Here is a 24,325-nt window from a genome sequence, read left to right as displayed (position 1 = left end):
TTTTTTCCTGCCCTGATTACACTTGTTCACAGCAATTTCCGACCATTTCTGGCATATAGCCTGACCCCGCCTGCCACACCCGATACGCCATCATGAAACCACTGCTGTATATCACCCCTCTGCGCGCCTTGCTGTTCGGCCTGACGCTGGCCCTGTTCGAGCTACTGACCTACCTGGCCAGCGACGCGGTCATGCCGGCCATGCCGGTTGTGGTCGGCGACCTCGACGCCAGCCCTGAGTACATTCCCCATGCCCTCAACCTTTACCTGCTGGGGGGCGTGGTACTGCAATGGCTGATCGGCCCGTTGGCCGACCGCTATGGACGGCGCCCGCTGCTGCTGGTCGGCTGCGCGTTCTTCGGCCTGGCGTGCCTGGCGACTTTCTGGGTCCAGGACATAGGCCTGTTCAACCTGTTGCGCCTGTTGCAGGGCATTGGCCTGGGTTTTGTGGTCACTGTCAGCTACCCGGCCCTGAACGAGGCTTTCAGCGAGGCTGATGCCGTACGCATGATGGCCCTGCTGGCCAACATCGCCTTGCTGTCGCCGCTGCTCGGGCCGCTGGTGGGCACCTTGCTGCTGCAATGGCTGGACTGGCGCTGGCTGTTCGTGGCGTTCGCCATCGGCGCAGTGCTGGCCTGGCTGCTGTTGTATCGCCTGATGCCGGAAACCCTGGGTGTGGAACGCCGTGACGGCTCGCGGCTGGCGTTCACGCCGATCCACCTGCTGCCACTGTTGGCGGGCTATGGCCAGTTGCTGGCCAACCGCCGCTTCGTTGCAGGGAGCGCCGCCCTTGGGTTGGTCGGTTTACCGCTGATTGGCTGGATCGGCCTGTCGCCGGTGCTGCTGATTCATGATGAGGGATTGAGTACCCTGGAGTATGCCTTGTGGCAGTTGCCGGTGTTTGGCGGGCTGATCCTCGGTAACCTGATCATCAACCGTATTGCTGATCGCTACCCGCTGCCAGCCTTGGTGCGTGGCGCGCTCTGGCCATACCTGGCCGGCCTGTGCCTGATGGTGCTGGCGACCTGGTACTGGCCCAGCGTGACCAGTGTGGTGGCCGGCATGTCGCTGTACGCGCTGGGGTTAGGCGTGGCCAATGCGGTGCTGTACCGCATGACGCTGTTCTCCAGTGAACAGAGCAAGGGGCTGGTTTCGGCCATGCTGGGGATGATCACCATTGCCTTGCTTGGGCTCGGCGGGGCGCTGCTGGCGATGATTGGCGCTGGTGCCAGCTTGCTGCATTTTGCCCTGGCGGCGGGCGTAGCAGGGGCGTTGGCGCTGTGGCCGCTGTGGTTTGTGGTGGGTGGGCGGCCTGGGGAAGGGGCTGTAGCTCGATAATCGGTATTGCCTGTGCCGGCCTCTTCGCGGGTAAACCCGCTCTTACAAGGCGACGCGGCCCGGCCTCTTCGCGGGTGAACCCGTTCCTACAAGGCGACGCGGCCCGGTGTAGGAGCGGGTTCACCCGCGAAGAGGCCTGCACAGGCAACACAAACCTTCAGGGCCGCTCAGCTGCGGAGTGTTCCTCCGCCACCGGGGTTCCCCGCCCGGCTTCCTGATGCCACTGCAGGGCGATCAGGATCAGCGTAGGCACACCCAGCAAAGCAGTGATCAGGAAGAAGTCGTGGTAGCCGAACTTCTCCACAATAACGCCCGAATACCCGCCGATCAGCCGCGGCAACAGCAGCATGATCGAACTGAGTAGTGCGTACTGGGTCGCCGAGAACTTCAGATTGGTCAGGCTTGACAGGTAGGCCACAAAGGCCGAGGTAGCCATGCCGGAGCTGAAGTTGTCCAGTGAGATGGTCACCACCAGCATTTCCAGGTTCGGACCCATGTCAGCCAGCATCAGGAACAGGATGTTGGTGCCGGCAGAAGCTACGCCGCCGATGAACAGGATTGGCATGATACCGAAACGTACGATCAGCAGGCCCCCAACTCCGGCGCCGACCAGGGTCATGATCAGACCGAAGATCTTGCTGACGCTGGCAATCTGGTCCTTGGTGAAGCCCATGTCGATATAGAACACGTTGGCCATCACCCCCATCACCGTGTCCGACATGCGATAGGTGGCGATCAGGCCTAGCAGCAGCAGAGCCTGCCAGCGGTAGCGGGTGATGAAGTCGTTGATCGGGGTCAGCACGGGGGCCAGGCCGCGACGACCGAGGCTCGACAGGCAGGCCCAGGACAACAGCACGTAAAGGATCAGGCGCAGGAAGGCGCGGTCTTCCAGCAGCAGGTCGAGCGGCGTGGCATCACCGGAGATCACGCTGGACCAGCCGGTGTTGAACATCTGGGTGAAGCTGGCCGGTACCGAGACCAGCAGGATGATCAGCACGAACACCGAGGCCATCTGGTGCACCAGCCCGTAGCGCGCTGCCGACAGCTGGGTGCGCATGGGCACTGGCGGTTCGCGCATGACCAAGGTGGTGAACAGGGCGGGCAGCATCATCACCCCGAACATCACGTACGTGCCGGCCCACGCCTTGTGCAGGTAGCTGAAGCCGGTAGAGCCGAACCACTCGGCGAAGAACAGGGCACCGGCCGTGGCGAGCAAGGCAGCCACCCGGTAGCCGGCCATGTAGCTGGCAGCGAGCGCGGCCTGGCGCTGGTCATCAGCGATTTCCAGGCGGTAGGCGTCGACAGCGATGTCCTGGGTAGCCGAGGCGAAGGCCACCAGTACGGCCATGGCAATCAGCCAGGAGAGGTGTTGTTGCGGGTCGCACAGGCTCATGCCGACCAGCCCGATCACCACCAGCGCTTGCGACAACAGCAGCCACGAGCGCCGGCGCCCGAGGCCGCCAAGCAACGGCAGGCGCCATTGGTCGAGCAGCGGTGACCAGACCCACTTGAAGGCGTAGGCCAAGCCAATCAGGCTGGCGTAACCGATGGTTTCACGGGCAACGCCGGCTTCGCGCAACCATACCGACAGGGTCGAGAACACCAGCATGTACGGCAGGCCGGCGGCGAAACCGAGTAGCAAAAGTACCAAGGTTGACGGGCTGGCATAGGCAGCAAGCGCAGCGCGCCAGGTTTTACGGGGCATGGGCCAACATCTGCCTCAAGTTTTCGAAAACAAAGCGCGCACTCTAACCGCTGTGCTCCATTGGGCGCCAGCCATGGCGCGTCATATCCACACGATTGTTGCTTACATTCACACCTTCCCCGCGTAATCGCGCCCTTTGCTCATCGCCTGACGGTGTACCCAGCGCCAGGCTCAGCCGGCCACCCGCGCCGAGCACCCGATGCCAAGGCAGGCGAGTGTCTGCAGGCAACTGCCCCAGAGTGCGCCCAACCCAGCGCGCCGCACGGCCAAGCCCAGCCAGCTCGGCCAGTTGGCCATAGCTCACCACCTTGCCAGGTGGTACTTGGCCAAGTACGGAATACAGCGCCGTTCGTCGGCCCTCGGCCGAATCAAGGGCGTGCTCATATCCATCAGACATCTCGCCCGCCTTGGGCTGCAGATGAAACCGGACCGGTGGTCCGGCAAATGAGAGTTGAACTCAACGGCATGCTCCCGGTCTGTCCTTGCTCTGGTCGTGGGTATCTGGATAATGCCCGGCTTTTTCGTCAAATCGAACCTTAGTCCGCAAACAAAGCCTGTTTATGAATTCTAGATCCTTGTTGTGCCTTCTTGCTGTTTCCCTGTGCGCCTCTCCGGTGTTCGCCGACACTGTGTGGATGAAGAACGGTGACCGGCTGAGTGGCAAGATCAAGGTCTTCGACGGCGGCAAGCTGCTGCTGGAAACCCCTTATGGCGGGTCCATCGCCCTGGACTGGAAACAGGTCCAGACGCTGGAAAGCGATCAGGAGATGCTGGTCAAGCAGGACGCCTACAGCGGAGAGAAAGCCAAGTCGCTCAAGGCCGCCGAGCCAGGCAAGGTGACCTTGGCCAATGGCGATTCACCGAAGACGGTGGAGCTGGCCAGCATCGAGCAGATCATGAAGCCCAAGCCGTTGGTCGAGGATTTCGTGTGGAAAGGCAATGTCGACGTGGCGCTGGACTACAAGCGCGCCGAGAACGACACCGACGATTATGACGTGGGCTTCAAGACCACTGCCCGCCATGGCCGCTGGCGGCACAACGCCGAGGGTGAGTACAACCGCGAGACCAAGGACGACGTTACCACCACCGACAACTGGAGCGCCGAGTACGCTCTGGACCGCTTCATGACCGAGAAGTGGTTCTGGCAGGGGCGTGCGGAATACAAGCGCGATCACATCGAAGACCTGGCCCGCCAGCGCACCGTGGGTACCGGCCCGGGTTACCAGTTCTGGGACGATGAGCTGGGCGCGTTCTCGCTGGGCTCACTGATCAACCGTACTGACTTCGAGTATCAGGACGGCGGCAAGGACAATTTCTATTCTGCGGCCGTGAAGTGGGATTACACCCGCTACCTGATCGGCAAGAACGTGCAGCTGTTCACCAACGGCGAGTTCGCCAAGCCGCTGGGTGGCGTGGCCGACTACTCGCTGGATGCCGAGGTTGGCCTGCGCTACAAGGTCACCGAGTGGGCCTCGCTCAACCTCAAGGCAGAGAAGGATATCATCACCGGCACGCGTGAAAGTGACCTGGACAAGACACGCTATACCGCGGGCTTTGGCGTTACCTGGTAAGGCATCAGGATGCAGGTCATTGGCACAGGCAGCTGATAATGCTTATCTTGTCCCCAACCCGTCCGCCAGGAGCCGCCCTCAAGTGAGTACCAACGCCATCCGCCCCGCCCGGGAACTGCTGCTCAAGGAATACCGAGGCGTGCTTTCGACCCATTCCAGGTCGATGCCTGGCTACCCCTTTGGTTCGGTCGTGCCGTACTGCCTGGACGCCCAGGGCAACCCGCTGATCCTGATCAGCCGCATTGCCCAGCACACCCATAACCTGCTGAAGGACCCCAAGTGTTCGCTGCTGGTGGGTGAGCGCGAGGCTGAAGATGTGCAGGCGGTAGGGCGCCTGACGGTGATGGCCGAAGCGCACAAGCTGGTCGACGAGGCCGTCATCGAGGCCGCCGCCGAACGCTATTACCGCTATTTCCCGGACGCGGCCAACTACCACAAGGCCCACGACTTCGATTTCTGGGTGCTGCAACCGGTGCGCCACCGCTACATCGGCGGCTTCGGTGCGATCCACTGGCTTGACCATGTGACCTTGGCCAACCCGTTCGCCGGCAAGGCCGAGGGGAGCATGATCGAACACATGAACAGCGATCACGCCAATGCCATTGCCCACTACGTCGAACTGGCCGGGTTGCCACAGCATGTAACGGCGCAGATGGTCGGGGTAGACAGCGAAGGCATGCACCTGCGCATCGGCCAGGCAGTGCACTGGTTGCCTTTCCCGACAACTTGCAACACGCCGACACAAGTCCGCGAGGCCTTGGTTTTGCTGGCTCGCGCTGACAAATGGCCGCTTGTGATGCAAACCGAGGGTTGAAATCCGGAGCGCAGGCATCCATCTGAGGTCTTATTGGAAGGTTATCTTCCGTCGAGGAACCCTTGATGCGTGCTTTTCTACTGCTGTTTCTGATTTTTCCTGTGCTGGAGCTGTTCGTCTTCGTGAAGGTCAGCGCGGCAATCGGTTTCTTCCCGGCGTTGCTGCTGATCATCGCTGGCTCCGCCTTGGGTGTGCTGGTCATGCGGGTAGCCGGCCTGGCTACCGCATTGCGCGCCCGTGAAAGCCTGCAGCGCGGTGAATTGCCCGCCGAGGACATGTTCCAGGGCATGATGCTGGCCGTGGGTGGTGGCCTGTTGCTGCTGCCAGGCTTCATCAGCGACGTGTTGGGTGTGCTGTGCCTGCTGCCGTTCACCCGCCGCCTGGCGGCGCGCAAGATGCGCGAGCGTGCCGAGGCCCAGGCGATGCGCAAGCGTGCATTCCAGGACGACCCCTTCCAGGCGCAGCCGCGAGATGGCGGGCACCGCCCGAACGTGATCGAAGGCGAGTACGAGCGCCGCGACAAGTAAAAGACCGGGGCCGCGCAAGCGGCCCCGGTTTTTTTCGGCCTGATGAAAAATTTTCCATATCGAGCCTTGTAATTGAATATGGCGGCCTCATGTATGTGGTCACCGCAAGGTTTCTGGTGGCAACACCAGACATTACACAGGTGGTTCGCTCACAGCGGGCCACCCCCGGCAACGCCGGACAGCATCAAAACCGCCGGTGTCGAACCGGCCGATGAAAACCACAATTTGGGAGAGATCGACAATGAAACTTCGTCCTCTGCATGACCGCGTAGTCATCCGTCGCAGCGAAGAAGAATCGAAAACCGCTGGCGGTATCGTCCTGCCGGGTTCGGCCGCTGAAAAACCAAACCGCGGCGAAGTTGTAGCCGTCGGCACCGGTCGCGTTCTGGACAACGGCGAAGTTCGCGCGCTGGCCGTGAAAGTGGGTGACAAAGTGGTTTTCGGCCCGTACTCGGGCAGCAACACCGTGAAAGTCGATGGCGAAGACCTGCTGGTCATGGCCGAGAACGAAATCCTCGCCGTTGTCGAAGGCTGATTTCCCCCCGACTTCCCGTTACTCCAAAGTTTTTCAAGGATTAAACGATCATGGCTGCTAAAGACGTAAAATTTGGTGATTCCGCTCGTAAGAAAATGCTGGTTGGTGTCAACGTTCTGGCTGACGCGGTAAAAGCGACCCTCGGCCCGAAAGGCCGTAACGTGGTACTGGCCAAGAGCTTCGGCGCGCCGACCATCACCAAGGACGGCGTTTCCGTCGCCAAAGAAATCGAGCTGAAAGACGCTTTCGAAAACATGGGCGCCCAGCTGGTCAAGGAAGTTGCTTCCAAGGCCAACGACGCTGCCGGTGACGGCACCACCACCGCTACCGTTCTGGCTCAGGCCATCGTCAACGAAGGCCTGAAAGCCGTCGCTGCCGGCATGAACCCGATGGACCTGAAGCGCGGTATCGACAAGGCCACTGCTGCCGTTGTTGCCGAGCTGAAGAACCTGTCCAAGCCATGCGCCGACTCCAAGGCCATCGCCCAGGTTGGTACCATCTCTGCCAACTCCGACAACTCCATCGGTGAAATCATCGCCGAAGCCATGGAAAAAGTCGGTAAAGAAGGCGTGATCACCGTTGAAGAAGGCTCGGGCCTGGAAAACGAACTGTCCGTCGTAGAAGGCATGCAGTTCGACCGTGGCTACCTGTCGCCGTACTTCGTCAACAAGCCGGACACCATGGTTGCCGAGCTGGAAAGCCCGCTGCTGCTGCTGGTCGACAAGAAAATCTCCAACATCCGTGAGCTGCTGCCAGTTCTGGAAGCCGTTGCCAAGGCCGGCCGCCCACTGCTGATCGTTGCCGAGGACGTTGAAGGTGAAGCGCTGGCTACCCTGGTAGTCAACAACATGCGCGGCATCGTCAAGGTTGCTGCAGTCAAGGCTCCGGGCTTCGGCGATCGCCGCAAGGCCATGCTGCAGGACATCGCCGTCCTGACTGGCGGCCAGGTCATCTCCGAAGAAATCGGCCTGTCCCTGGAAACCGCTACCCTGGAGCACCTGGGTAACGCCAAGCGCGTCATCCTGTCCAAGGAAAACACCACCATCATCGACGGTGCTGGTGCTGACACCGAGATCGAAGCACGCGTCAAGCAGATCCGTGCCCAGATCGAAGAAACTTCCTCGGACTACGACCGTGAGAAGCTGCAAGAGCGTCTGGCCAAGCTGGCTGGCGGTGTTGCCGTAATCAAGGTGGGTGCCGGCACTGAAGTTGAAATGAAAGAGAAGAAAGCCCGCGTTGAAGACGCCCTGCACGCTACCCGTGCAGCCGTTGAAGAAGGCGTGGTGCCTGGCGGTGGTGTTGCCCTGGTTCGCGCCCTGGCAGCCATCGTCGACCTGAAAGGCGACAACGAAGACCAGAACGTCGGTATCGCGCTGCTGCGTCGCGCTGTTGAATCCCCGCTGCGCCAGATCACAGCCAACGCCGGTGATGAGCCAAGCGTGGTTGCTGACAAGGTCAAGCAAGGTTCGGGCAACTACGGCTACAACGCTGCTACCGGTGAATACGGCGACATGATCGAGATGGGCATCCTGGACCCAGCCAAGGTTACTCGCTCGGCGCTGCAAGCTGCTGCTTCGATCGGCGGTCTGATGATCACCACCGAAGCCATGGTTGCCGACCTGCCGGAAGACAAGCCAGCTGCTGGCATGCCTGATATGGGCGGTATGGGTGGCATGGGCGGCATGATGTAAGCCAGCCTTACCCCCTGCACCATCAAAAAGCCCCGGTTCGCGAGAACCGGGGCTTTTTGTTGTTCCTGTCGGGGCCTCTTCACAGCACAAGGCTGCTCTTGAGCCTTGTGCTGTGAAAAGAGTGGATCAACCGACCAGCGGATCACCGACGTGCAGGATCTTCATGCCGTTGGTGCCACCGATGGTGTGGTAGCTGTCACCCTTGGTCAGGATCACCCAGTCACCTTGCTCCACCAGGCCACGTTTGAGCAGCTCGTCGACCGCTGCCTGGCTCACCTTGTCGGCCGGCAGCGCGGCCGGGTCGAAGGCAATCGGGTACACACCACGGAACATCGAGGCGCGCGCCTGGGTAGCGCGACGCGGCGACAGGGCGAAGATCGGTACATGCGAACGCAGGCGCGACATGATCAGCGGGGTGTAGCCGCTTTCGGTCAGGGCGATGATCGCCTTTACGCCCGGGAAGTGGTTGGCAGTGTACATGGCCGCCAAGGCGATGCTTTCGTCGCAGCGCTCGAAGGTGGTGTGCAGGCGATGGCTGGACTTCTGGCTGGTCGGGTGCTTTTCGGCACCCAGGCAGATGCGTGCCATGGCCTGGACCGCTTCGATCGGGTAGGAACCGGCGGCGCTTTCGGCCGACAGCATCACCGCATCGGTGTTGTCCAGCACGGCGTTGGCCACGTCGGACACCTCAGCGCGGGTCGGCATCGGGTTCTGGATCATCGACTCCATCATCTGGGTCGCCACGATCACTGCCTTGTTGTTGCGGCGGGCGTGCTGGATGATCTTCTTCTGGATGGCGATCAGCTCGGCGTCGCCGATTTCCACGCCGAGGTCACCACGGGCAACCATCACCGCGTCGGAGGCGGCGATCAGCTTGTCGAGGGTCTCGTCATCGGCAACTGCTTCGGCGCGTTCGATCTTGGCCACCAGCCAGGCGCTGCCGCCGGCTTCGTCACGCAGCTTGCGGGCGTATTCCATGTCGCTGGCGTCACGCGGGAAGGACACGGCCAGGTAGTCCAGGTCCATTTCCGCAGCCAGCTTGATGTCGGCCTTGTCCTTTTCGGTCAGGGCCGGTGCGGTCAGGCCACCCCCTTTACGGTTGATGCCTTTGTGGTCCGACAGCGGGCCACCGATGATCACCACGCAGTGCAGGGCGTCTGCCGTGGCGGTTTCGACGCGCATGACCACACGGCCATCGTCGAGCAGCAGTTCGTCACCAACGCCGCAGTCCTTGACCAGGTCGGGGTAGTCGATACCGACGATGTCCTGGTTGCCTTCGGTCAGCGGGTGGGCGGTGGAGAAGGTGAACTTGTCACCGATCTTCAGTTCGATGCGCTTGTTGGCGAACTTGGCGATGCGGATCTTCGGACCCTGCAGGTCGCCCAGCAGTGCAACATGGCGGCCGTTCTTGGCGGCGATGTCACGAATCAGGCGCGCGCGGGCCTTGTGCTCGTCCGGCGTGCCGTGGGAGAAGTTCAGACGTGCCACGTCCAGGCCGGCGAGGATCAGTTGTTCGATCACTTCCGGCGAGTTGCTGGCGGGGCCAAGGGTGGCGACGATTTTGGTGCGGCGGATGCTCATGCACAGACTCCTATAGTGAAGCGCAGCGAAAGGCTACTCCTGAATCTCGCTGTAGTCATTGTTCCGTTGCACTACCTACGCCCAGGGCAGGGTGGCATTTGAACGGGGCAGGGTATCCTTGCAAAAGGGTGTGAAGATTTGCAGGCAAACGCCGATACACTGGCATCAAAGGAGATCCCCATGCGAGCCCTGATCGTTTTAGCCCTGGCCGCCAGCACCGTCGGCTGCACCCGCTGGTCCATGGACCACCACCTGAACAATGCCTACCGCGCCTACGACCGCGGCGATTGCGCGCGGGTCATGCTCGAACTGTCGCAGGTTGATCGCACCAGCCGTGCCCGGCCGTTCATCCACCCCGAAGTGTCATTGCTGCGCGGCCAGTGCCTGGAGCGCCAGGCGTTGTACGTGGATGCGGCGCAGACCTATCAGTACCTGATCCAGCAGTACCCGGGCAACGAGTATGCCTATCGCGCCCGGGCGCGCCTGCAGACCCTGGAAAAACTCGGCCATTTGCGCGGTGCGGAAACAGCCGTGGCCAACCCGGTGACGAGCGTACCTTGGCGCTAACACAAAGGTGTGGTTAATTTCACGAGATTTGCTGCGCGTGCTGCGCTAATCTGTAACTCAGTTGTTACAACAACCGCCAGTACTTTGTATTCCTGGCATCAGGTACGGAATACACTCGCGATCATGTTCAACAAGCGCCACATCGAACGTCATCAGCTACCTTGTGTCCTCAAGGTATTCAACCGCTTTACCGGTCAGGAGATCGGTCAGCTAGGCAATGCCTCTGAAAATGGGCTGATGGTCATCAGCCAGCTACCTGTGTTGGTCGGGCCCGATTACGAGCTGCAACTGCGTATGCCCCTGCCTGGCGGCGGGCACCAGTTCGTCAACCTCACTGCCAGTTGCCTGTGGTGCCGTGAGGACCAGACGCCTGGGCATTACGATTCGGGCTTCATGCTGCTGCAGTCTCCGCGCGAGTACGATGATTTCGTTCGTTCATTGCGCGACTATTTCAGTTTCCGCCCCGCCAACGCGCCCGTCTGAACGTTCATTTTTCAGAATCGCGCTAGAATCGGGTCGACCTCGATACAGGACGACCCCGTGACCTCCAGCATTTTCTGGCACGACTATGAAACCACCGGCATCAACCCGCGCTGCGATCGGCCGCTGCAGGTGGCCGGCGTGCGCACTGACTTCGACCTCAACGAGATCGACGAGCCGATCAGTCTCTATTGCCGGCCGTCGGACGATATCCTGCCGCACCCGGCGGCCTGCCTGGTGACTGGCATCACGCCGCAACTGCTGGCGGAGCAGGGCTTGTGCGAAGCCGAGTTCATGACCCGTGTGCATGCCCAACTGGCGCAACCGGGCACCTGTGGTGCCGGCTACAACACCCTGCGCTTCGACGATGAGGTGACCCGCTACAGCCTTTACCGCAACTTTTTCGATCCGTACGCCCGTGAATGGCAGGGAGGCAATAGCCGCTGGGACCTGATCGATATTGTGCGTACCGCCTATGCCCTGCGCCCGGAGGGTATTCAATGGCCACAACAGGACGGGCGCACCAGTCTGCGTCTTGAACTGCTGAGCAAGGCCAATGGCATTGACCATGGGCATGCCCACGAAGCGCTTTCCGACGTGCGGGCAACCATTGCCTTGGCTCGCCTGATTCGGCAGAAACAACCCAAGTTGTATGACTGGCTGTTTCAGCTGCGCAGCAAGCATAAAGTGATGGAGCAGATCCGTTTGTTGCAGCCACTGGTGCATATATCCGGACGTTTTTCGGCGGCGCGCAATTACCTGGGTGTCGTATTGCCACTGGCCTGGCACCCGCGTAATCGCAATGCACTGATTGTCTGCGACCTGCATCAGGAAACCCTACCGTTACTACGGGAAAGTGCTGAAGTTTTGCGTCAGCGTTTGTACACCCGGCATGATGAATTGGCTGAAGGTGAATTGCCGGTACCGCTCAAATTGGTGCAGATCAATCGTTGCCCGGTAGTGGCGCCGCTGTCGGTATTGCGCCCGGTCGATCAACAGCGATTGGGCCTGGACTTGACGTTGTTACAATCGCGCGGCGAACAATTGGCCAATCAACAGGCGCAATGGCAAGAAAAGCTGGAGCACATCTATGGCAAGGACGAGTTCGCCCCGAGTGAGGACCCGGAACAGCAGTTGTATGAGGGTTTTATAGGTGACCGCGACCGGCGCTTATGCGAGCAAGTTCGTGCGCTGGAACCGGCGCAGTTGAGCCATGGCCACTGGATGTTCGATGATCCGCGTTTGCCAGAGCTGTTGTTCCGCTACCGGGCACGTAACTTCCCTGAAACCTTGACCGGCGAAGAGCGGCAACGTTGGTATGGCTTCTGCCAGCAACGCCTGAGCGACCCGCAGTGGGGCGCGCCGAATACCTTGGGCGACTTCGAACAGGCACGCCAGCAAGCCTGGGAGGGCGCCGACGAGGCGGGCAGGCGGGTGTTGGAGGCCTGGCAAATGCATGCTCGACAATTGCAGGAAAACTATTCAATCGGCTGATGGCAGGTAAACAAAAACGCCGGCAGTGTGCCGGCGTTTTTGTTGTGCGAAGCAAGAGGCGTATGCGGATAATCAGTCCAGCAGGGTTGCCCAGCTTTCAACCACATCGCCGCCCCAAGTGGCTTTCCACTCTTTCAGGGTCTTGTGGTTGCCGCCTTTGGTTTCGATCACTTCACCGTTGTGCGGGTTCTTGTATTGCTTGACCTTGCGTGCGCGCTTGGTGGCGGTAGTCTTGACCGAACCACGAGGTGCCTTGCTCAGTTTCGACTCTGGGTCGAGCAGGGCAATCACGTCGCGCAGCGACTTGGAGTATTCGCCCATCAGTGTGCGCAGTTTGCCTTCGAACTCCAGTTCTTTCTTCAGCTTGTCATCCTGCGACAGATTGGCCAGGCGGGCCTGAAGTTCCTTGATGGCTTCTTCGGTAGCGCGGTACTCGTTGATCAGGGACATGGAGTGTTCCTTAATGCGTGTTCAGAAATGTGTGGGCCAATAATAGACAGGCAATACTCGCAAGTAAACATAAGAATGGGCAATTAACTGTTAATTAAGCTGTGACAGCATTTCTCTACGTGAACAAAATTTTACATACGGCCCAGACGATTCGTCATGTCTGTCAGACAGAGCCCCTGCTGCGTTTTCGCGCCTGCATATGCCATCGTGGCAGCGATCAATACTGCGTTTTTTCTGGCGGGCCGCTAGAATAGGCGCCTTTGCGAAGTTCTGGAGTCTCATTCATGCGCACCTATCGTCTGGTGATCGCCTGCCCCGACCGTGTAGGCATCGTGGCGAAAGTCAGTAATTTCCTGGCCTTGTACAATGGCTGGATCAACGAAGCCAGCCACCACTCCGATGAGCAGAGCGGTTGGTTCTTCATGCGTCATGAAATCCGCGCTGAATCGCTGCCGTTCGGTATCGAAGCTTTCCGTGAAGCGTTTGCGCCGATCGCGGAAGAGTTCTCCATGACCTGGCGCATTACCGACTCGGCTCAGAAAAAACGCGTGGTATTGATGGCCAGCCGTGAGTCGCACTGCCTGGCAGACTTGCTGCACCGCTGGCACACCGATGAGCTGGACTGCGAGATCCCTTGCGTGATTTCCAACCACAACGACCTGCGCAGCATGGTCGAGTGGCACGGTATTCCGTTCTTCCATGTTCCGGTCGACCCCAAGGACAAGGCCCCGGCCTTTGCCGAAGTGTCGCGCCTGGTGCAGGAGCATGCCGCCGACGTCGTGGTACTGGCCCGCTACATGCAGATCCTGCCGCCACAACTGTGCCGGGACTATGCCGAGAAGGTGATCAACATCCATCACAGCTTCCTGCCGTCGTTCGTCGGCGCCAAGCCTTACCATCAGGCCGCCCTGCGGGGCGTGAAGCTGATTGGCGCGACTTGCCACTACGTCACCGAAGAGCTGGACGCCGGCCCGATCATCGAACAGGATGTGGTACGTGTCAGCCATGCTGACAGCATCGAGGACATGGTCCGCTTTGGCCGTGATGTGGAGAAGATGGTGCTGGCCCGTGGCCTGCGTTATCACCTGGAAGACCGCGTGCTGGTGCATGGTAACAAGACTGTGGTGTTCGACTGACACCACTTGGTTTGCTGTGAGATTCTGGGCTGCGGTGCAGCCCTGTCGCGACAGGGGTGCACAGCGCCCCGGCAATCTTGGGTGAAACGCCAATGGCCAGGCAACGCAACAACCCCGCCGCCTCACCTCCACCGACCCTTGGCGAAGGCTGCCTGGCCCGCTACGACCCTGAAGCCCTGGATGACACGGATGGCACCGAATTCCCCGGCGCCGCCGAGCTCTGGCAACAGCTCAACCCGCCTGACGCCGCCAGCGCTCCAGCAGCGGACGCCCAAGCAGGCACACAAACACCGGCCCACCAGCCAGCAGATAAAAGTAGTAAGTAACCGCCCGCCATATCAGGATTGCCGCAGCCGCGGTCGAACTGCCCACCAATGGCGTCAACAGGCTGGCCGACGTCAGCTCGGCGGCCCCGGCTCCGCCAGGCAGCAGGCTGAATTGGCCGGCGCTGAGCGACAGCATCTGCACCAGGAAGCTGGGAATCCACTGCAGGTCCACCCCCAAGCCCCGCAGCACCAGGTACAACACGCTGTAGCGCAGCCCCCAGTGGGCGCAAGTCAGGGTGAATACCAGGCTCAACGTGCGCTTGGGCAGGCGCCAGGTCTGCGCCAGTGCTGCGACAAAGTGCAGCAGTTTGCGCGCCCAGCGGCGTTTGCGCGGCTGACCCATCCCCATGCGCTGCAGCAACCTGCCGTTCATGCGCATTATCGGACGCCGATAGCGCGACAGCCCGATCACCCCGGCCAACGCTGTGCACAGCAGTAACGCACTGCCCAGCAACATGCTTTCCTGGCTGTGGCCCAGGCTGTGGAACAGCGCGTAGCCGGCAATCGCCAGCATTGCGCAGAAGAAGAACACCAGGTCGTTCAACTGGTCCATGGCAAAAACGGCGCCGCTGCGTGCCGGGCTGATGCGGTCTCGCGCCAGCAGGGCCATCAGGGTCAGCGGCCCACCACTGCCGCCAGGGGTGGTGCAGATGGCAAATTCAGTGGCCATGACCACGCCCAGGCTGCGAGCATGGCTCAACTGTTTTGCCTGCTCACCCAGCAACAGGCGCAGGCGCAGCGCATTGATGACCCAGCACAACAGAATCATGCCTAGCAGCATGAGCAGCAAGTGCGGGTCGAACCGGCTCAGTCGCGGCAGCAGCTCGCTACCACCCAGCAACGCTGGCACCAGCGCTGCACCCAGCAATGCCAGCGCCAACCAGGCCCAACGCTTCATGCTGCCCCCTGGCGCTCCAGCCAGGCAGATTTGGTCAATGGTTCGCGACCATCCTTCAACAGTTTCTCCAGTGTTCGCAGCCAATAATCACGGGATGAGCGATGGCGCATGTCTACAGGGTGCAACCCCATGCGTATTGTGCTTGCGTCCCGCCAGCGCTGGCATTGCCAGTCGCACAGCGTGCGGGACAGTTTGCGACGCCATGCGCTTCGGGCGCTCCAGACCAGGCCTGGCGCATCAATGGCCGTAAAGTCCGGCAAACGGTACAAATGCTGCGGTGTGCTGGTGTATTTCAGTGGCAGGCGGCACAGCGCTTGCCGCGTGCCTTGGCTCATGAGCCAGGCAGGTGCGACAAACCCTGCCACAGGCCACCCTTGGCCCTCGAACAGTGCCAGGCCCTCCTGTAGGCGGGTAAGTGCTTCGCTCTCATCAAGGCTGTAGAACTCGCCTTCATGTGTATAGATGCGCCGCATGAAGTAGTCGACGGGGTTGCGCGGTGCGGGTCCTTCGTCTGCATGGGCATAGCCGTGAAGCGCCAGTTCGTCGCCTTTGGCCAGGCGTGCGTCCAGAAGGCGGCAGAACGTAGGTGCCCGGTGCAGCGGATTACGCCGATGGAAGTCCGGGACAACCAGCCATGTCATTGGCACGTTGCCCAGCGCGTCCACGGCCTCTACGAACGGTTCATAGTCCGGCCAGGTTTCCGGGGCAACATCATGCAGCACCAGCATGAGGCTGCGCTGGCTCGCGGAGGGCTCAAGCATGGGCGCGCACCTGTGGCTGGTGGCCGAGCACGGCCTGGTAGTGCTGCAGCAGGCCAGCCACCACGTTATCCCACGAATAATGTTGCTCTACATGGTGACGGGCCTGCACACCGAGCTCGCGTATACCTGCCTCGAACGCCTCGCGCACGGCTGACGCCATGGCCCGACCATCGTTGGGCATGCACAGGCGGCCGCACTGTTCGTTGATGATTTCAGGGAAGGCACCGGCGCGCACGGCCACCACGGGCGTGGCGCTGGCCATCGCTTCGAGAATGACCAGGCCGAATGTTTCCTGGTCGCCAGCATGCACCAACAAGTCGGCGCTGGCCATCAGCCGGGCCACCTCTGCAGCCGGGCAGAAGTGATCGATGACGCTGACGTTGTGCGGCACGTTGGCCGGCATGCTCGAGCCTACCAGTAACAGGTGGTAGGGGTGGCCGAGTTGCCGCATGCAGTCAAGCAGCACCGGCAGGTTCTTTTCCCGCGAGCCTCGGCCGGCATAGATCAACAGGCGGCTGGTATCGGCAATGCCCAGTTCGGCACGTACATGTGGGTCGCGCCGGGCGGGGTGGAAAGTGGCAAGGTCAACGCCCAGCGGCTGCACATGGACATCGCGCACGCCCAAACGGCGTAATTTTTCGGCCATCACCTGGCTGGGGGCCAGTACCCGGTCAAAATTGCCGTATAACTTGCTGACGTAGGCCTCGACATTGGGGGCGAACCAGTTGCCCATGCGGTTGCTGACCAGTAACGGCAGGTCGGAATGGTAGAAGCCGATCACTGGCACGTCGAGCTGGCGCCGTGCTTCCAGCGCCGCCCAGGCGGTCAGGTAGGGGTCGCCAACTTCGATCAGGTCGGGCTTGAGCATGCGCAGTGTGTTGCACCAGGGGGCCAGGCGTACCGGAAAGCGGTAGCCTTTGCCAAACGGCAAGGGCGGCGCAGGTACCTGATAGATACCATCGGCGTGTTGGGCACTGGCCCCAGGAATCAACAGGCTATGGCGTACGCCGTGAATGGCGTCGAGACGGTGATGTTTGGCATCAAGATAGGTACGTACGCCACCGCTGGCCGGGGCGTAGAACATGGTGATGTCGGCGATGTGCACGATCAGCATCCCTCCGGGATCGTCTTCGGGTCTGTCATCCGGCGTTGAATTGCCGGCGATGACACGCCTAAAGGTGGACCTATCAGAAGGATAGTTTGTTCGATCAGTTTGAGAGGGGGCGCAATGCCTGGAGCAGCACAAAGGCTGCGCCAGGCGAAGGTGTAGCAGCTATCAGATACGGAAGCTGCCCACCAGGTGCTTCAGGCGGCCAGCCTGTTGCTCGAGGTCGGAGCACGCGCGCAGGGTCGCTTGCAGGTTCTCCACGCCTTCCTGGTTGAGCATGTTGATCTCGCTGATGTCCATGTTGATCGCCTCGACCACGGCGGTCTGCTCCTCGGTGGCAGTGGCCACTGACTGGTTCATGCCATCGATCTCGCCAATGCGCACGGTAACGCTGTCCAGTCGCTCACCCGCCTGGTTGGCGATCTGCATGCTGTCCTGGCTGTGGCGCTGGCTCTGGTCCATGGTATCGACCGACTCGCGGGCCCCGACCTGCAGCTCTTCGATCATGGTCTGCACTTGCTGCGCCGATTCCTGGGTGCGGTGCGCCAGGTTGCGCACCTCGTCGGCGACCACGGCAAAGCCACGCCCGGCCTCACCGGCGCGGGCCGCTTCGATGGCGGCGTTTAGTGCCAGCAGGTTGGTCTGCTGGGAAATGCTGGTGATCACTTCGAGGATCTGGCCGATATTCACGGTCTTGCTGTTCAGTGTTTCGATGTGCGCGCTGGACGTGACGATCAGGTCGGACAGGCGGTTCATTGCGGCAATGTTGCGCTCGACCACTTGCTGGCCTTCTTCGGCCAGCAGGCGCGCGGAGCTTGCGTGCTGCGAAGCCTGGGCGGCGTTGCCGGCAATTTCCTGGGCAGCTGCTCCCAGTTCGTTGATGGCGGCTGCGACACTGTTGGTGCGGTTGGACTGCTCGTCGGAGTTGGTCATCGACGAGTTCGAAGCACTGATCACCCGCAGGGCCACTTCGTTGACCTGCTCGGTGGCCGAGGACACTTCGCGAATGCTGCTGTGAATACGTTCGACGAAGCGGTTGAAGGCGTTGCCTAGGACACCGAATTCGTCGTGGTTGTGGATATGCAGGCGCTTGGTCAGGTCGCCTTCACCTTCGGCAATGTCTTCCATGGCGCGGGTCATGGTGTGCAACGGCTGCATCAACACGCGGATTAGCAAGCCGAGCAGGCCGATGATGATCACCACTGCCACTAACGTGGCGATCACCGCAGAGGTGCGGAAGGTGCTGAGCATCGAGAAGGCTTTGTCCTTGTCCACCGACAGGCCGATGTACCAGTTTGCCGACGGCAGGCCGGTAATCGGGCTGAAGGTCAGCAGGCGAGTCTGGCCATCGCTTTGCACTTCGGTCAGCTCACCGGTCAGTTTCGGCGTGTGCTGCGGGAACAAGTCCGACAGCGACTTCATGACCAGGTCTTTATCCGGGTGCACCAGGATCTTGCCCTGGTCGTTGACCAGGAAGGCGTATCCCATGCCGCCGAAGTTCAGCGAGTTGATGATCTGCACCAGGCCGTCCAGGGCCAGGTCGCCGCCGACCACGCCAACGCTGCTGGAGACCTTGTTGAGGATGCCTATGACCATCTTGTTGGTGGTCATGTCGATGTACGGTTCGGTCAGGGTGGCGCCGCTGGCGTTCATGCCGTCCTTGTACCAAGGGCGGGTACGCGGGTCGTAGCCGTCGGGCATCTTCGCGTCAGGGCGCACGCTGAAACTGCCGTCGACCTTGCCCAGGTAGACTGTGAGGAAGCTGGAGGTCAGCGCATTCTGACCCATCAGGGTTTCGGCGCTGGCCGGGTTCTGGGCAATGTTCTGCGCCAGGTTTTCCACCAGTTTTATCCGGCCCTCGAACAGGTTGCGAATGTTGGTTGACGTGGAGGCGCCCATTTCAGCCAGATAGTTTTCCAGGTCCTCGCGGATCGCATTACGCTGGAGGTAATCGTTGTAGAGGGTGAAAAGGCTGAAGGCGAGTATCACGATCAGTGATGCCGCCAAAAGAATCTTGTGGCTGAAACGAAGGCTTTTGTTCATGGGCGTAATCGGTTCCGCTAAGGTTCTATATCAGGCGTTCGCACGAGTGGAGCCGTAGGTTGTGCAACATCCCGAGAAGTCCCTTTTCGGTTGTTCCTCTCTATTAAGGCGAATATCACCCACAGGTATCGGCCGAATTAAGCTAAAGCTTGAGCAGAGGATTAAAAAGATGTCGGAATTTTCGACCATCGTTGTAGGTGCGGGCCCGGATGGCCAGCCAGTCGGTCAAGCAATGCGCCTGGCCAACCGGCACGGTCTGGTGGCTGGCGCAACGGGTACCGGCAAGACCGTCACTCTGCAGCATCTGGCGGAGGTGTTCAGCGACGCGGGGGTGGCGGTGTTCGCCGCCGATGTCAAAGGCGACCTTTGTGGTTTGGGCGCTGCCGGTGCGCCGCAAGGCAAGGTGGCTGAGCGCATCGCTGGCATGCCGTGGCTGGGGCATACGCCCCGGGCCTATCCGGTGAGCCTGTGGGATATCGCCGGGCAGTCTGGCCACCCGCTGCGCACCACCCTCAGTGAAATGGGGCCGCTGCTGCTGGGCAATTTGCTGGAACTGACCGACAGTCAGCAGGCGGCGTTGTACGCAGCATTCAAGGTGGCCGACCGCGAAGGCCTGCTGCTGCTGGACCTCAAAGACCTCAAGGCCCTGCTGGCGCATCTGAAGGATAACCCGCAGCTGCTCGGCGAAGACAGCGCGCTGATGACCACGGCTTCTACCCAGGCCTTGCTGCGCCGGCTCGCTACCTTGGAGCAGCAGGGCGCCGAGGCACTGTTCGGCGAGCCGGCATTGCAGCTGGAGGACCTGCTGCGCCCTGATTCGGATGGCCGTGGGCGTATCCACCTGCTCGATGCCAGCCGATTGGTGCACGAGGCTCCCAAGGTGTACGCGACGTTCCTGTTGTGGCTGCTGGCCGAATTGTTCGAGCAGTTGCCCGAGCGCGGTGATGCTGACAAGCCGGTGCTGGCGCTGTTCTTCGATGAAGCACACTTGTTGTTCAACGGCACGCCCAAGGCGTTGCAGGAGCGTCTTGAGCAAGTGGTCCGGCTGATCCGCTCCAAGGGGGTGGGTGTCTATTTTGTTACCCAGTCGCCAGGGGACTTGCCCGACGCGGTGCTGGCCCAGTTGGGCTTGCGCATTCAGCACGGCTTGCGGGCGTTCACGGCCAAGGAGCAGAAGTCGCTGCGGGCGGTAGCCGATGGTTTCCGCCCCAACCCCGCGTTCGACACCTTGGCAGTGCTGACCGAACTGGGTATTGGCGAAGCGCTGGTGGGCACGTTGGAAGAAAAGGGCACGCCGGCCATCGTGCAGAGGGTGCTGGTTGCACCGCCGCAGTCGCGTATCGGGCCACTGAGCGCGGTTGAGCGCAGCGCGCTGATTGCCGCTTCGCCATTGGCTGGGCGCTATGACAAGCCGGTGGACCGTGAATCTGCCTATGAAATGCTGACCCAGCGCAAGGGCGAACCGGTAGAACCGGCGCCACAACCGAAGGCGGATGAAGAGAGCTTTGCCGACAAGGCTGGCGAGTTCTTGCAGAGTGCAGCGGGGCAGGCGATCAAGTCGGCAGTGCGCCAGGCAGCTAACCAGTTGGGGCGGCAGTTGGTGCGCGGGTTGATGGGGTCGTTGTTAGGGAGCAAGAAAAGGTAGTCTTCCTGCGCAGGCCCATACCCTCGGTAGCACAAGGCTGCCCCGGCAAAGAACAGGGCAGCACAGGAATGACGGCTATGAAAAAGGCGCCCTGGGGGCGCCTTCATTCATTGCGGTGTCACTCAGCCAATGGCTTTGGACGCCAGCCAGAACAGGCCGGCCGCCAGGCCCATCGAGGCAGGCAGGGTCAGGACCCATGCCAGCAGGATGGTCTTCACAGTGCCGCCTTGCAGGCCACTTTTGTTGGCGACCATGGTGCCGGCCACGCCGGATGACAGCACATGGGTGGTCGACACCGGCAGGGCGAATACGTTGGCCATGCCGATGGCGCAGGCTGCAGTGATCTGTGCCGACATGCCTTGGGCATAGGTCATGCCTTGTTTGCCGATCTTCTCGCCTACGGTCAACACTACGCGCTTCCAGCCAACCATGGTGCCCAGGCCAAGGGCCAGGGCGACGGCCACGATCACCCAGAACGGGGCGTATTCGGTAGTGGCGGTGAGGTCTTTGCGCAGCTTTTCAAGGTCGGATTTTTCACGGGCGTCCAGGCCTGGCAGCTTGCCAACCTTCTTCGCGGTGTCATCCAGGCACAACAGGTAGCGGCGTACTTCAACGCGCTTATCGGCATCGAGGCTGTGGTAGTCCGTCACGCCCTTCAGCGAGGTCTGCAGCGCAGCGATGGTCGGCTCGGTCTGCTGAGGGTTGCAGCTGAACTGCTCCGGCAGGTCGCTGGCCTTGGCCTTGCCCAGTGCCAGGAACTCGCCCAGGGTGGCGGCGTTACGCTGGTAGAACTGGCTCATGTGCAGGGTAGCGTCGCGCGTACGCTCGATCTGGTAGGTGGTGCTGTTCAGGTCGAGTACGAACTTGGCCGGCACAATACCGATCAGCACCAGCATGATCAGGCCGATGCCTTTCTGGCCGTCGTTGGAACCGTGCACGAAGCTCACACCCATGGCGGAAACCACCAGGACCAGACGGTTCCAGAAGGGCGGGTGCTTTTTGTCGTCGAGCTTGCGGCGTTGTTCCGGCGTTTTGTGCATCTTCGACAGCGGGCGCCACCATTTCAGGCCGATCAGCACCAGCGCAGCAACGGCGAAGCCGGCCATTGGCGAGACCACCAGTGACATGGCGATATCGATCGCTTTCTGCCAGTTGACACCGTCGCCCAGCGGAATGTCGTTGATCAGGGCGTTGGCCAGGCCGACACCGAGAATGGAGCCGATCAGCGTATGCGAACTGGAGGCGGGAATGCCAAAGTACCAAGTGCCCAGGTTCCAGGTGATGGCCGCGGCCAGCAACGAGAAGACCATGGCCAGGCCATGTCCGGTGTTCACATTGATCAGCAGCTCTACCGGCAACAGGTGCACGATGGCATAGGCCACCCCTACACCGCCGAGCAGAACGCCAAGGAAGTTGAACACGCCGGAGAAGAACACGGCGAGGTGCGGTGGCATGGCTTTGGTATAGATGACGGTAGCTACCGCGTTGGCGGTGTCATGAAAGCCATTGATGAACTCGAAGGCGAGTACGAAGGTCAAGGCGAGCAGTAGGCTCACCAATACCCAGGCATCCAGTCCGCTGAATAAATCGATCATGAAGGTTGTCTGGCGGGTCATAGGGGGGCGGGATTATGCCAGAAAACCTTGGCAATCGATGCACCTGCAACAGACAGATGACAGTCTTCATGGTGCAAGCGTGTCGTGCAGAGGGGGGCGTTCAGTGGGGTAAATTGCGGCTAAAAGTCGAAAATAATGGCGAAAAATGGTCTAAATATTGTGAAATGTCCATTTCGCAAAATTTCAAACGGCCGTATGAAATTTGTGTAATTCCATTTCATCATCGGCCAGACAGTAAAGATCGACCTCGCCCGGGTTGACCGGGCGACGACGCGCAGAGGACCCCCGAGGCTCAGGGATTGTCGCTGCGCAGTTCTTTTTCGATGCGTTCCAGTTCCTGGCTGAAGGCCTGGTCGCGAACGCTGGCACGCTTGCGCCAAGGTTTGCGTTCCGGATCCGGTTGTGCGGCGTAGGTGGTGACTTCGCCACCATAAACTTCCTTGTAACGTTCAGCCTGGCGCTCGAGTTCCGCGCGCAGTTCATCTTTCGTCACATGCAGTACCTGAAATAAGTGTAATGACTGTTGTCATGCATTGTGCCACATGCATATTGCCTTGCTGGCCGCAACGGCTTGTTAAAGCGGAAGGTTCCATCACCACGGTAAGCGGAGGGCCTGCGCAGTCGATTATAGCAACCGATAATTCGCCGAACATCGTTATTTACTCAGCACTGACATCATCTGGCGCAAGTAGCAGGATCTGTTCACCAACAGTTTGGACCTTTCGTACAAGTTTGAAAGGAATGAAGGATAGAAGTTCGCTGCAATGTCAGGGCGGGCCGTAACGAAAAACGGCCTCGCCGAAAGGCGAGGCCGTTGCCTGGGGACTTCTTACGGTGGGTACCTGACCAGTCTCTCCAAAGAAGCCACAAGTGGCAGAGGAAAGGTATAAGCAAACGTGTCGGCGGTCAATTGCGATTATCGGCCGTTTGTTCGATAATCGCACGAACCGGTGTTTTTTTTGAGGTGTGCGATGAGTGACGAAACCCTGGACAACGATTCCGGCAATGCGGAGGTGGCGCGACCTGCTTCGGCTGCCATGGCGCCGCCGATCGTGGCTTCCCCGGCCAAGCGCATCCAGGCCTTTACCGGTGACCCTGACTTCATGACCTCTCTGGCACGTGGCCTGGCCGTGATCCAGGCCTTCCAGGAGCGCAAGCGGCACCTGACCATCGCCCAGATCAGCCACCGTACCGAAATCCCTCGCGCAGCGGTGCGCCGCTGCCTGCACACGCTGATCAAGCTGGGTTACGCCACCACTGACGGGCGTACCTATTCGCTGCTGCCCAAAGTGTTGACGCTGGGGCATGCTTACCTGTCGTCCACGCCACTGGCAATTTCTGCCCAGCCGTACCTGGATCGCATCAGCGACCAGTTACATGAGGCGGCCAACATGGCCACCCTTGAAGGTGACGACATTCTTTATATAGCCCGTTCGGCCACGGTCGAGCGGTTGATCTCGGTCGATCTGTCAGTGGGCGGGCGCCTGCCGGCCTATTGCACGTCGATGGGCCGCATTCTGCTAGCGGCCATGGACGACACCAGCCTGCGTGAGTACCTGGAACGTGCCGACCTCAAGGCGCGCACCAGCCGTACCCTGAATGACCCTGAATCGTTGTTCGCCTGCATCCAGCAGGTGCGCGCCCAGGGCTGGTGCGTGGTCGACCAGGAATTGGAACAGGGGCTGCGATCGATTGCGGTGCCGGTGTATGACGCCTCGGGGCAGGTATTGGCTGCGTTGAATGTAAGTACCCATGTCGGGCGGGTGACCCGCAGTGAGCTGGAGCAGCGGTTCTTGCCGATTTTGCTGGCGGCCAGCCGGGACCTTTGCCATCAGTTGTTCGGTTGAGACCGCAGGGAGCACTTTGCGGCCCCGGATCGGAACAGGCAAAACCGTTTCTTGTGCGATAAACGCACAGTGTCGTGCCGAGTGAATTGCTTCACCTCGGCACGCTGATTAATGTCTCTCGCAACGGTCGGCCAGCCGACCGAACAAGAAAAACATAAGAGGCACTTACTCATGAATACTGTCACCTCGCTGC

At 60.7% G+C, this 24,325-nt stretch carries 22 protein-coding genes and 1 pseudogene; 12 read left to right on the top strand and 11 right to left on the bottom strand.

Annotated features, from left to right (window positions below):
- Window positions 1–92: 92 nt before the first annotated feature.
- Window positions 93–1,337, top strand: coding sequence for an MFS transporter (locus ACF8EA_RS17960; RefSeq protein ID WP_392522820.1), 1,245 nt, complete (start codon window positions 93–95; stop codon window positions 1,335–1,337).
- Window positions 1,338–1,494: 157 nt separating this feature from the next.
- On the opposite strand, the gene ACF8EA_RS17955 is transcribed toward ACF8EA_RS17960, so the two are convergent.
- The gene (locus ACF8EA_RS17955; protein WP_021785804.1) at window positions 1,495–3,042 is read right to left on the bottom strand and encodes an AmpG family muropeptide MFS transporter; all 1,548 of its coding nucleotides are present in this window, start codon (window positions 3,040–3,042) and stop codon (window positions 1,495–1,497) included.
- 43 nt (window positions 3,043–3,085) lie between these two features.
- Window positions 3,086–3,439: an MGMT family protein gene (locus ACF8EA_RS17950; protein ID WP_014592266.1), complete on the bottom strand. Its 354-nt coding sequence runs from the start codon at window positions 3,437–3,439 to the stop codon at window positions 3,086–3,088.
- A gap of 163 nt (window positions 3,440–3,602) precedes the next feature.
- On the opposite strand from ACF8EA_RS17950, the gene ACF8EA_RS17945 reads away from it, so the two are divergent.
- The 5 genes from ACF8EA_RS17945 (at window position 3,603) to groL (ending at window position 8,180) form a co-directional block, all read left to right on the top strand.
- Entirely contained in the window at window positions 3,603–4,613 is a 1,011-nt protein-coding gene (locus tag ACF8EA_RS17945) for a DUF481 domain-containing protein (RefSeq protein ID WP_021785803.1), read from the top strand.
- An 82-nt stretch (window positions 4,614–4,695) separates the two neighbouring features.
- A complete protein-coding gene (locus tag ACF8EA_RS17940) occupies window positions 4,696–5,427 on the top strand; it encodes a HugZ family protein (protein ID WP_323600873.1) in 732 nt (243 codons plus the stop codon).
- Window positions 5,428–5,492: 65 nt separating this feature from the next.
- Window positions 5,493–5,954, top strand: a complete 462-nt coding sequence (locus ACF8EA_RS17935) for an FxsA family protein (RefSeq protein WP_392522818.1) — start codon at window positions 5,493–5,495, stop codon at window positions 5,952–5,954.
- A 241-nt stretch (window positions 5,955–6,195) separates the two neighbouring features.
- Window positions 6,196–6,489, top strand: coding sequence for a co-chaperone GroES (locus tag ACF8EA_RS17930; RefSeq protein ID WP_003251905.1), 294 nt, complete (start codon window positions 6,196–6,198; stop codon window positions 6,487–6,489).
- 50 nt (window positions 6,490–6,539) lie between these two features.
- Window positions 6,540–8,180: a chaperonin GroEL gene (gene groL, locus ACF8EA_RS17925; protein WP_021785801.1), complete on the top strand. Its 1,641-nt coding sequence runs from the start codon at window positions 6,540–6,542 to the stop codon at window positions 8,178–8,180.
- Window positions 8,181–8,306: 126 nt separating this feature from the next.
- On the opposite strand, the gene pyk is transcribed toward groL, so the two are convergent.
- On the bottom strand, window positions 8,307–9,761 hold the full coding sequence (pyk, locus tag ACF8EA_RS17920; protein WP_021785800.1) for a pyruvate kinase: 1,455 nt from the start codon (window positions 9,759–9,761) through the stop codon (window positions 8,307–8,309).
- A 180-nt stretch (window positions 9,762–9,941) separates the two neighbouring features.
- On the opposite strand from pyk, the gene ACF8EA_RS17915 reads away from it, so the two are divergent.
- The 3 genes from ACF8EA_RS17915 (at window position 9,942) to sbcB (ending at window position 12,302) form a co-directional block, all read left to right on the top strand.
- Window positions 9,942–10,328 (top strand): tol-pal system YbgF family protein, encoded by a 387-nt coding sequence (locus ACF8EA_RS17915; RefSeq protein ID WP_392522816.1) that lies wholly within the window; start codon window positions 9,942–9,944, stop codon window positions 10,326–10,328.
- 123 nt (window positions 10,329–10,451) lie between these two features.
- A complete protein-coding gene (locus ACF8EA_RS17910; protein ID WP_012053641.1) occupies window positions 10,452–10,811 on the top strand; it encodes a PilZ domain-containing protein in 360 nt (119 codons plus the stop codon).
- Between the two features lie 57 nt (window positions 10,812–10,868).
- Window positions 10,869–12,302, top strand: a complete 1,434-nt coding sequence (gene sbcB, locus ACF8EA_RS17905; RefSeq protein WP_021785798.1) for an exodeoxyribonuclease I — start codon at window positions 10,869–10,871, stop codon at window positions 12,300–12,302.
- A gap of 72 nt (window positions 12,303–12,374) precedes the next feature.
- On the opposite strand, the gene mvaT is transcribed toward sbcB, so the two are convergent.
- Window positions 12,375–12,752: a histone-like nucleoid-structuring protein MvaT gene (gene mvaT / locus ACF8EA_RS17900; protein ID WP_003251920.1), complete on the bottom strand. Its 378-nt coding sequence runs from the start codon at window positions 12,750–12,752 to the stop codon at window positions 12,375–12,377.
- A gap of 284 nt (window positions 12,753–13,036) precedes the next feature.
- On the opposite strand from mvaT, the gene purU reads away from it, so the two are divergent.
- Window positions 13,037–13,888: a formyltetrahydrofolate deformylase gene (purU, locus tag ACF8EA_RS17895; RefSeq protein WP_003251921.1), complete on the top strand. Its 852-nt coding sequence runs from the start codon at window positions 13,037–13,039 to the stop codon at window positions 13,886–13,888.
- Between the two features lie 231 nt (window positions 13,889–14,119).
- Here purU and ACF8EA_RS17890 read toward each other — a convergent pair whose 3' ends face one another.
- The 5 genes and pseudogenes from ACF8EA_RS17890 to ACF8EA_RS17870 all read right to left on the bottom strand — a co-directional run.
- Window positions 14,120–15,112, bottom strand: coding sequence for a lysylphosphatidylglycerol synthase transmembrane domain-containing protein (locus ACF8EA_RS17890; protein WP_028697494.1), 993 nt, complete (start codon window positions 15,110–15,112; stop codon window positions 14,120–14,122).
- Window positions 15,109–15,873, bottom strand: a complete 765-nt coding sequence (locus tag ACF8EA_RS17885; protein WP_392506637.1) for a DUF2334 domain-containing protein — start codon at window positions 15,871–15,873, stop codon at window positions 15,109–15,111. Before ACF8EA_RS17885 ends, ACF8EA_RS17890 begins: the two co-directional genes overlap by 4 nt.
- Window positions 15,866–16,987, bottom strand: coding sequence for a glycosyltransferase family 4 protein (locus tag ACF8EA_RS17880; RefSeq protein WP_392522814.1), 1,122 nt, complete (start codon window positions 16,985–16,987; stop codon window positions 15,866–15,868). The genes ACF8EA_RS17885 and ACF8EA_RS17880 overlap by 8 nt, the downstream gene beginning before the upstream one ends.
- A 162-nt stretch (window positions 16,988–17,149) precedes the next feature.
- Complete coding sequence (locus ACF8EA_RS17875) at window positions 17,150–17,914, bottom strand: methyl-accepting chemotaxis protein (protein ID WP_373604725.1); 765 nt, start codon at window positions 17,912–17,914, stop codon at window positions 17,150–17,152.
- Window positions 17,915–18,007: 93 nt separating this feature from the next.
- Window positions 18,008–19,024 (bottom strand): annotated as a pseudogene (locus ACF8EA_RS17870) (cache domain-containing protein); the annotation flags it as partial.
- 169 nt (window positions 19,025–19,193) lie between these two features.
- Between ACF8EA_RS17870 and ACF8EA_RS17865 the strand changes: the two are divergent.
- Window positions 19,194–20,669, top strand: a complete 1,476-nt coding sequence (locus tag ACF8EA_RS17865; RefSeq protein WP_084850839.1) for a helicase HerA-like domain-containing protein — start codon at window positions 19,194–19,196, stop codon at window positions 20,667–20,669.
- A gap of 122 nt (window positions 20,670–20,791) precedes the next feature.
- Here the strand turns inward: ACF8EA_RS17865 and ACF8EA_RS17860 are convergent, their stop codons facing one another.
- The gene (locus ACF8EA_RS17860; RefSeq protein WP_028697497.1) at window positions 20,792–22,264 is read right to left on the bottom strand and encodes an inorganic phosphate transporter; all 1,473 of its coding nucleotides are present in this window, start codon (window positions 22,262–22,264) and stop codon (window positions 20,792–20,794) included.
- Between the two features lie 313 nt (window positions 22,265–22,577).
- Window positions 22,578–22,778 carry a hypothetical protein gene (locus ACF8EA_RS17855; protein ID WP_021785791.1) on the bottom strand — a complete coding sequence of 67 codons (201 nt, stop codon included), beginning with the start codon at window positions 22,776–22,778 and terminating at the stop codon, window positions 22,578–22,580.
- Window positions 22,779–23,256: 478 nt separating this feature from the next.
- On the opposite strand from ACF8EA_RS17855, the gene pcaR reads away from it, so the two are divergent.
- Window positions 23,257–24,132 carry a pca regulon transcriptional regulator PcaR gene (gene pcaR, locus ACF8EA_RS17850; RefSeq protein WP_021785790.1) on the top strand — a complete coding sequence of 292 codons (876 nt, stop codon included), beginning with the start codon at window positions 23,257–23,259 and terminating at the stop codon, window positions 24,130–24,132.
- Window positions 24,133–24,325: the final 193 nt, after the last annotated feature.

Source organism: Pseudomonas sp. YQ_5, from assembly GCF_043103305.1.
Classification (GTDB): domain Bacteria; phylum Pseudomonadota; class Gammaproteobacteria; order Pseudomonadales; family Pseudomonadaceae; genus Aquipseudomonas; species Aquipseudomonas putida_Y.
Note: the sequence above shows the minus strand (reverse complement) of the source record. Positions and strands in the feature narration are given on the sequence as shown.

Bases quoted from the DNA above. Each gene is read 5' to 3' on its own strand.
- ACF8EA_RS17885 (WP_392506637.1), bottom strand. From the start codon at position 15,873: ATGCTTGAGCCCTCCGCGAGCCAGCGCAGCCTCATGCTGGTGCTGCAT.
- ACF8EA_RS17935 (WP_392522818.1), top strand. From the start codon at position 5,493: ATGCGTGCTTTTCTACTGCTGTTTCTGATTTTTCCTGTGCTGGAGCTG.
- ACF8EA_RS17930 (WP_003251905.1), top strand. From the start codon at position 6,196: ATGAAACTTCGTCCTCTGCATGACCGCGTAGTCATCCGTCGCAGCGAA.
- ACF8EA_RS17860 (WP_028697497.1), bottom strand. From the start codon at position 22,264: ATGATCGATTTATTCAGCGGACTGGATGCCTGGGTATTGGTGAGCCTA.
- ACF8EA_RS17960 (WP_392522820.1), top strand. From the start codon at position 93: ATGAAACCACTGCTGTATATCACCCCTCTGCGCGCCTTGCTGTTCGGC.
- ACF8EA_RS17945 (WP_021785803.1), top strand. From the start codon at position 3,603: ATGAATTCTAGATCCTTGTTGTGCCTTCTTGCTGTTTCCCTGTGCGCC.
- ACF8EA_RS17955 (WP_021785804.1), bottom strand. From the start codon at position 3,042: ATGCCCCGTAAAACCTGGCGCGCTGCGCTTGCTGCCTATGCCAGCCCG.
- ACF8EA_RS17915 (WP_392522816.1), top strand. From the start codon at position 9,942: ATGCGAGCCCTGATCGTTTTAGCCCTGGCCGCCAGCACCGTCGGCTGC.
- ACF8EA_RS17950 (WP_014592266.1), bottom strand. From the start codon at position 3,439: ATGTCTGATGGATATGAGCACGCCCTTGATTCGGCCGAGGGCCGACGA.
- groL (WP_021785801.1), top strand. From the start codon at position 6,540: ATGGCTGCTAAAGACGTAAAATTTGGTGATTCCGCTCGTAAGAAAATG.
- ACF8EA_RS17865 (WP_084850839.1), top strand. From the start codon at position 19,194: ATGTCGGAATTTTCGACCATCGTTGTAGGTGCGGGCCCGGATGGCCAG.
- ACF8EA_RS17890 (WP_028697494.1), bottom strand. From the start codon at position 15,112: ATGAAGCGTTGGGCCTGGTTGGCGCTGGCATTGCTGGGTGCAGCGCTG.
- ACF8EA_RS17875 (WP_373604725.1), bottom strand. From the start codon at position 17,914: ATGACCAACTCCGACGAGCAGTCCAACCGCACCAACAGTGTCGCAGCC.
- pcaR (WP_021785790.1), top strand. From the start codon at position 23,257: ATGAGTGACGAAACCCTGGACAACGATTCCGGCAATGCGGAGGTGGCG.
- ACF8EA_RS17910 (WP_012053641.1), top strand. From the start codon at position 10,452: ATGTTCAACAAGCGCCACATCGAACGTCATCAGCTACCTTGTGTCCTC.
- mvaT (WP_003251920.1), bottom strand. From the start codon at position 12,752: ATGTCCCTGATCAACGAGTACCGCGCTACCGAAGAAGCCATCAAGGAA.
- ACF8EA_RS17880 (WP_392522814.1), bottom strand. From the start codon at position 16,987: ATGCTGATCGTGCACATCGCCGACATCACCATGTTCTACGCCCCGGCC.
- pyk (WP_021785800.1), bottom strand. From the start codon at position 9,761: ATGAGCATCCGCCGCACCAAAATCGTCGCCACCCTTGGCCCCGCCAGC.
- purU (WP_003251921.1), top strand. From the start codon at position 13,037: ATGCGCACCTATCGTCTGGTGATCGCCTGCCCCGACCGTGTAGGCATC.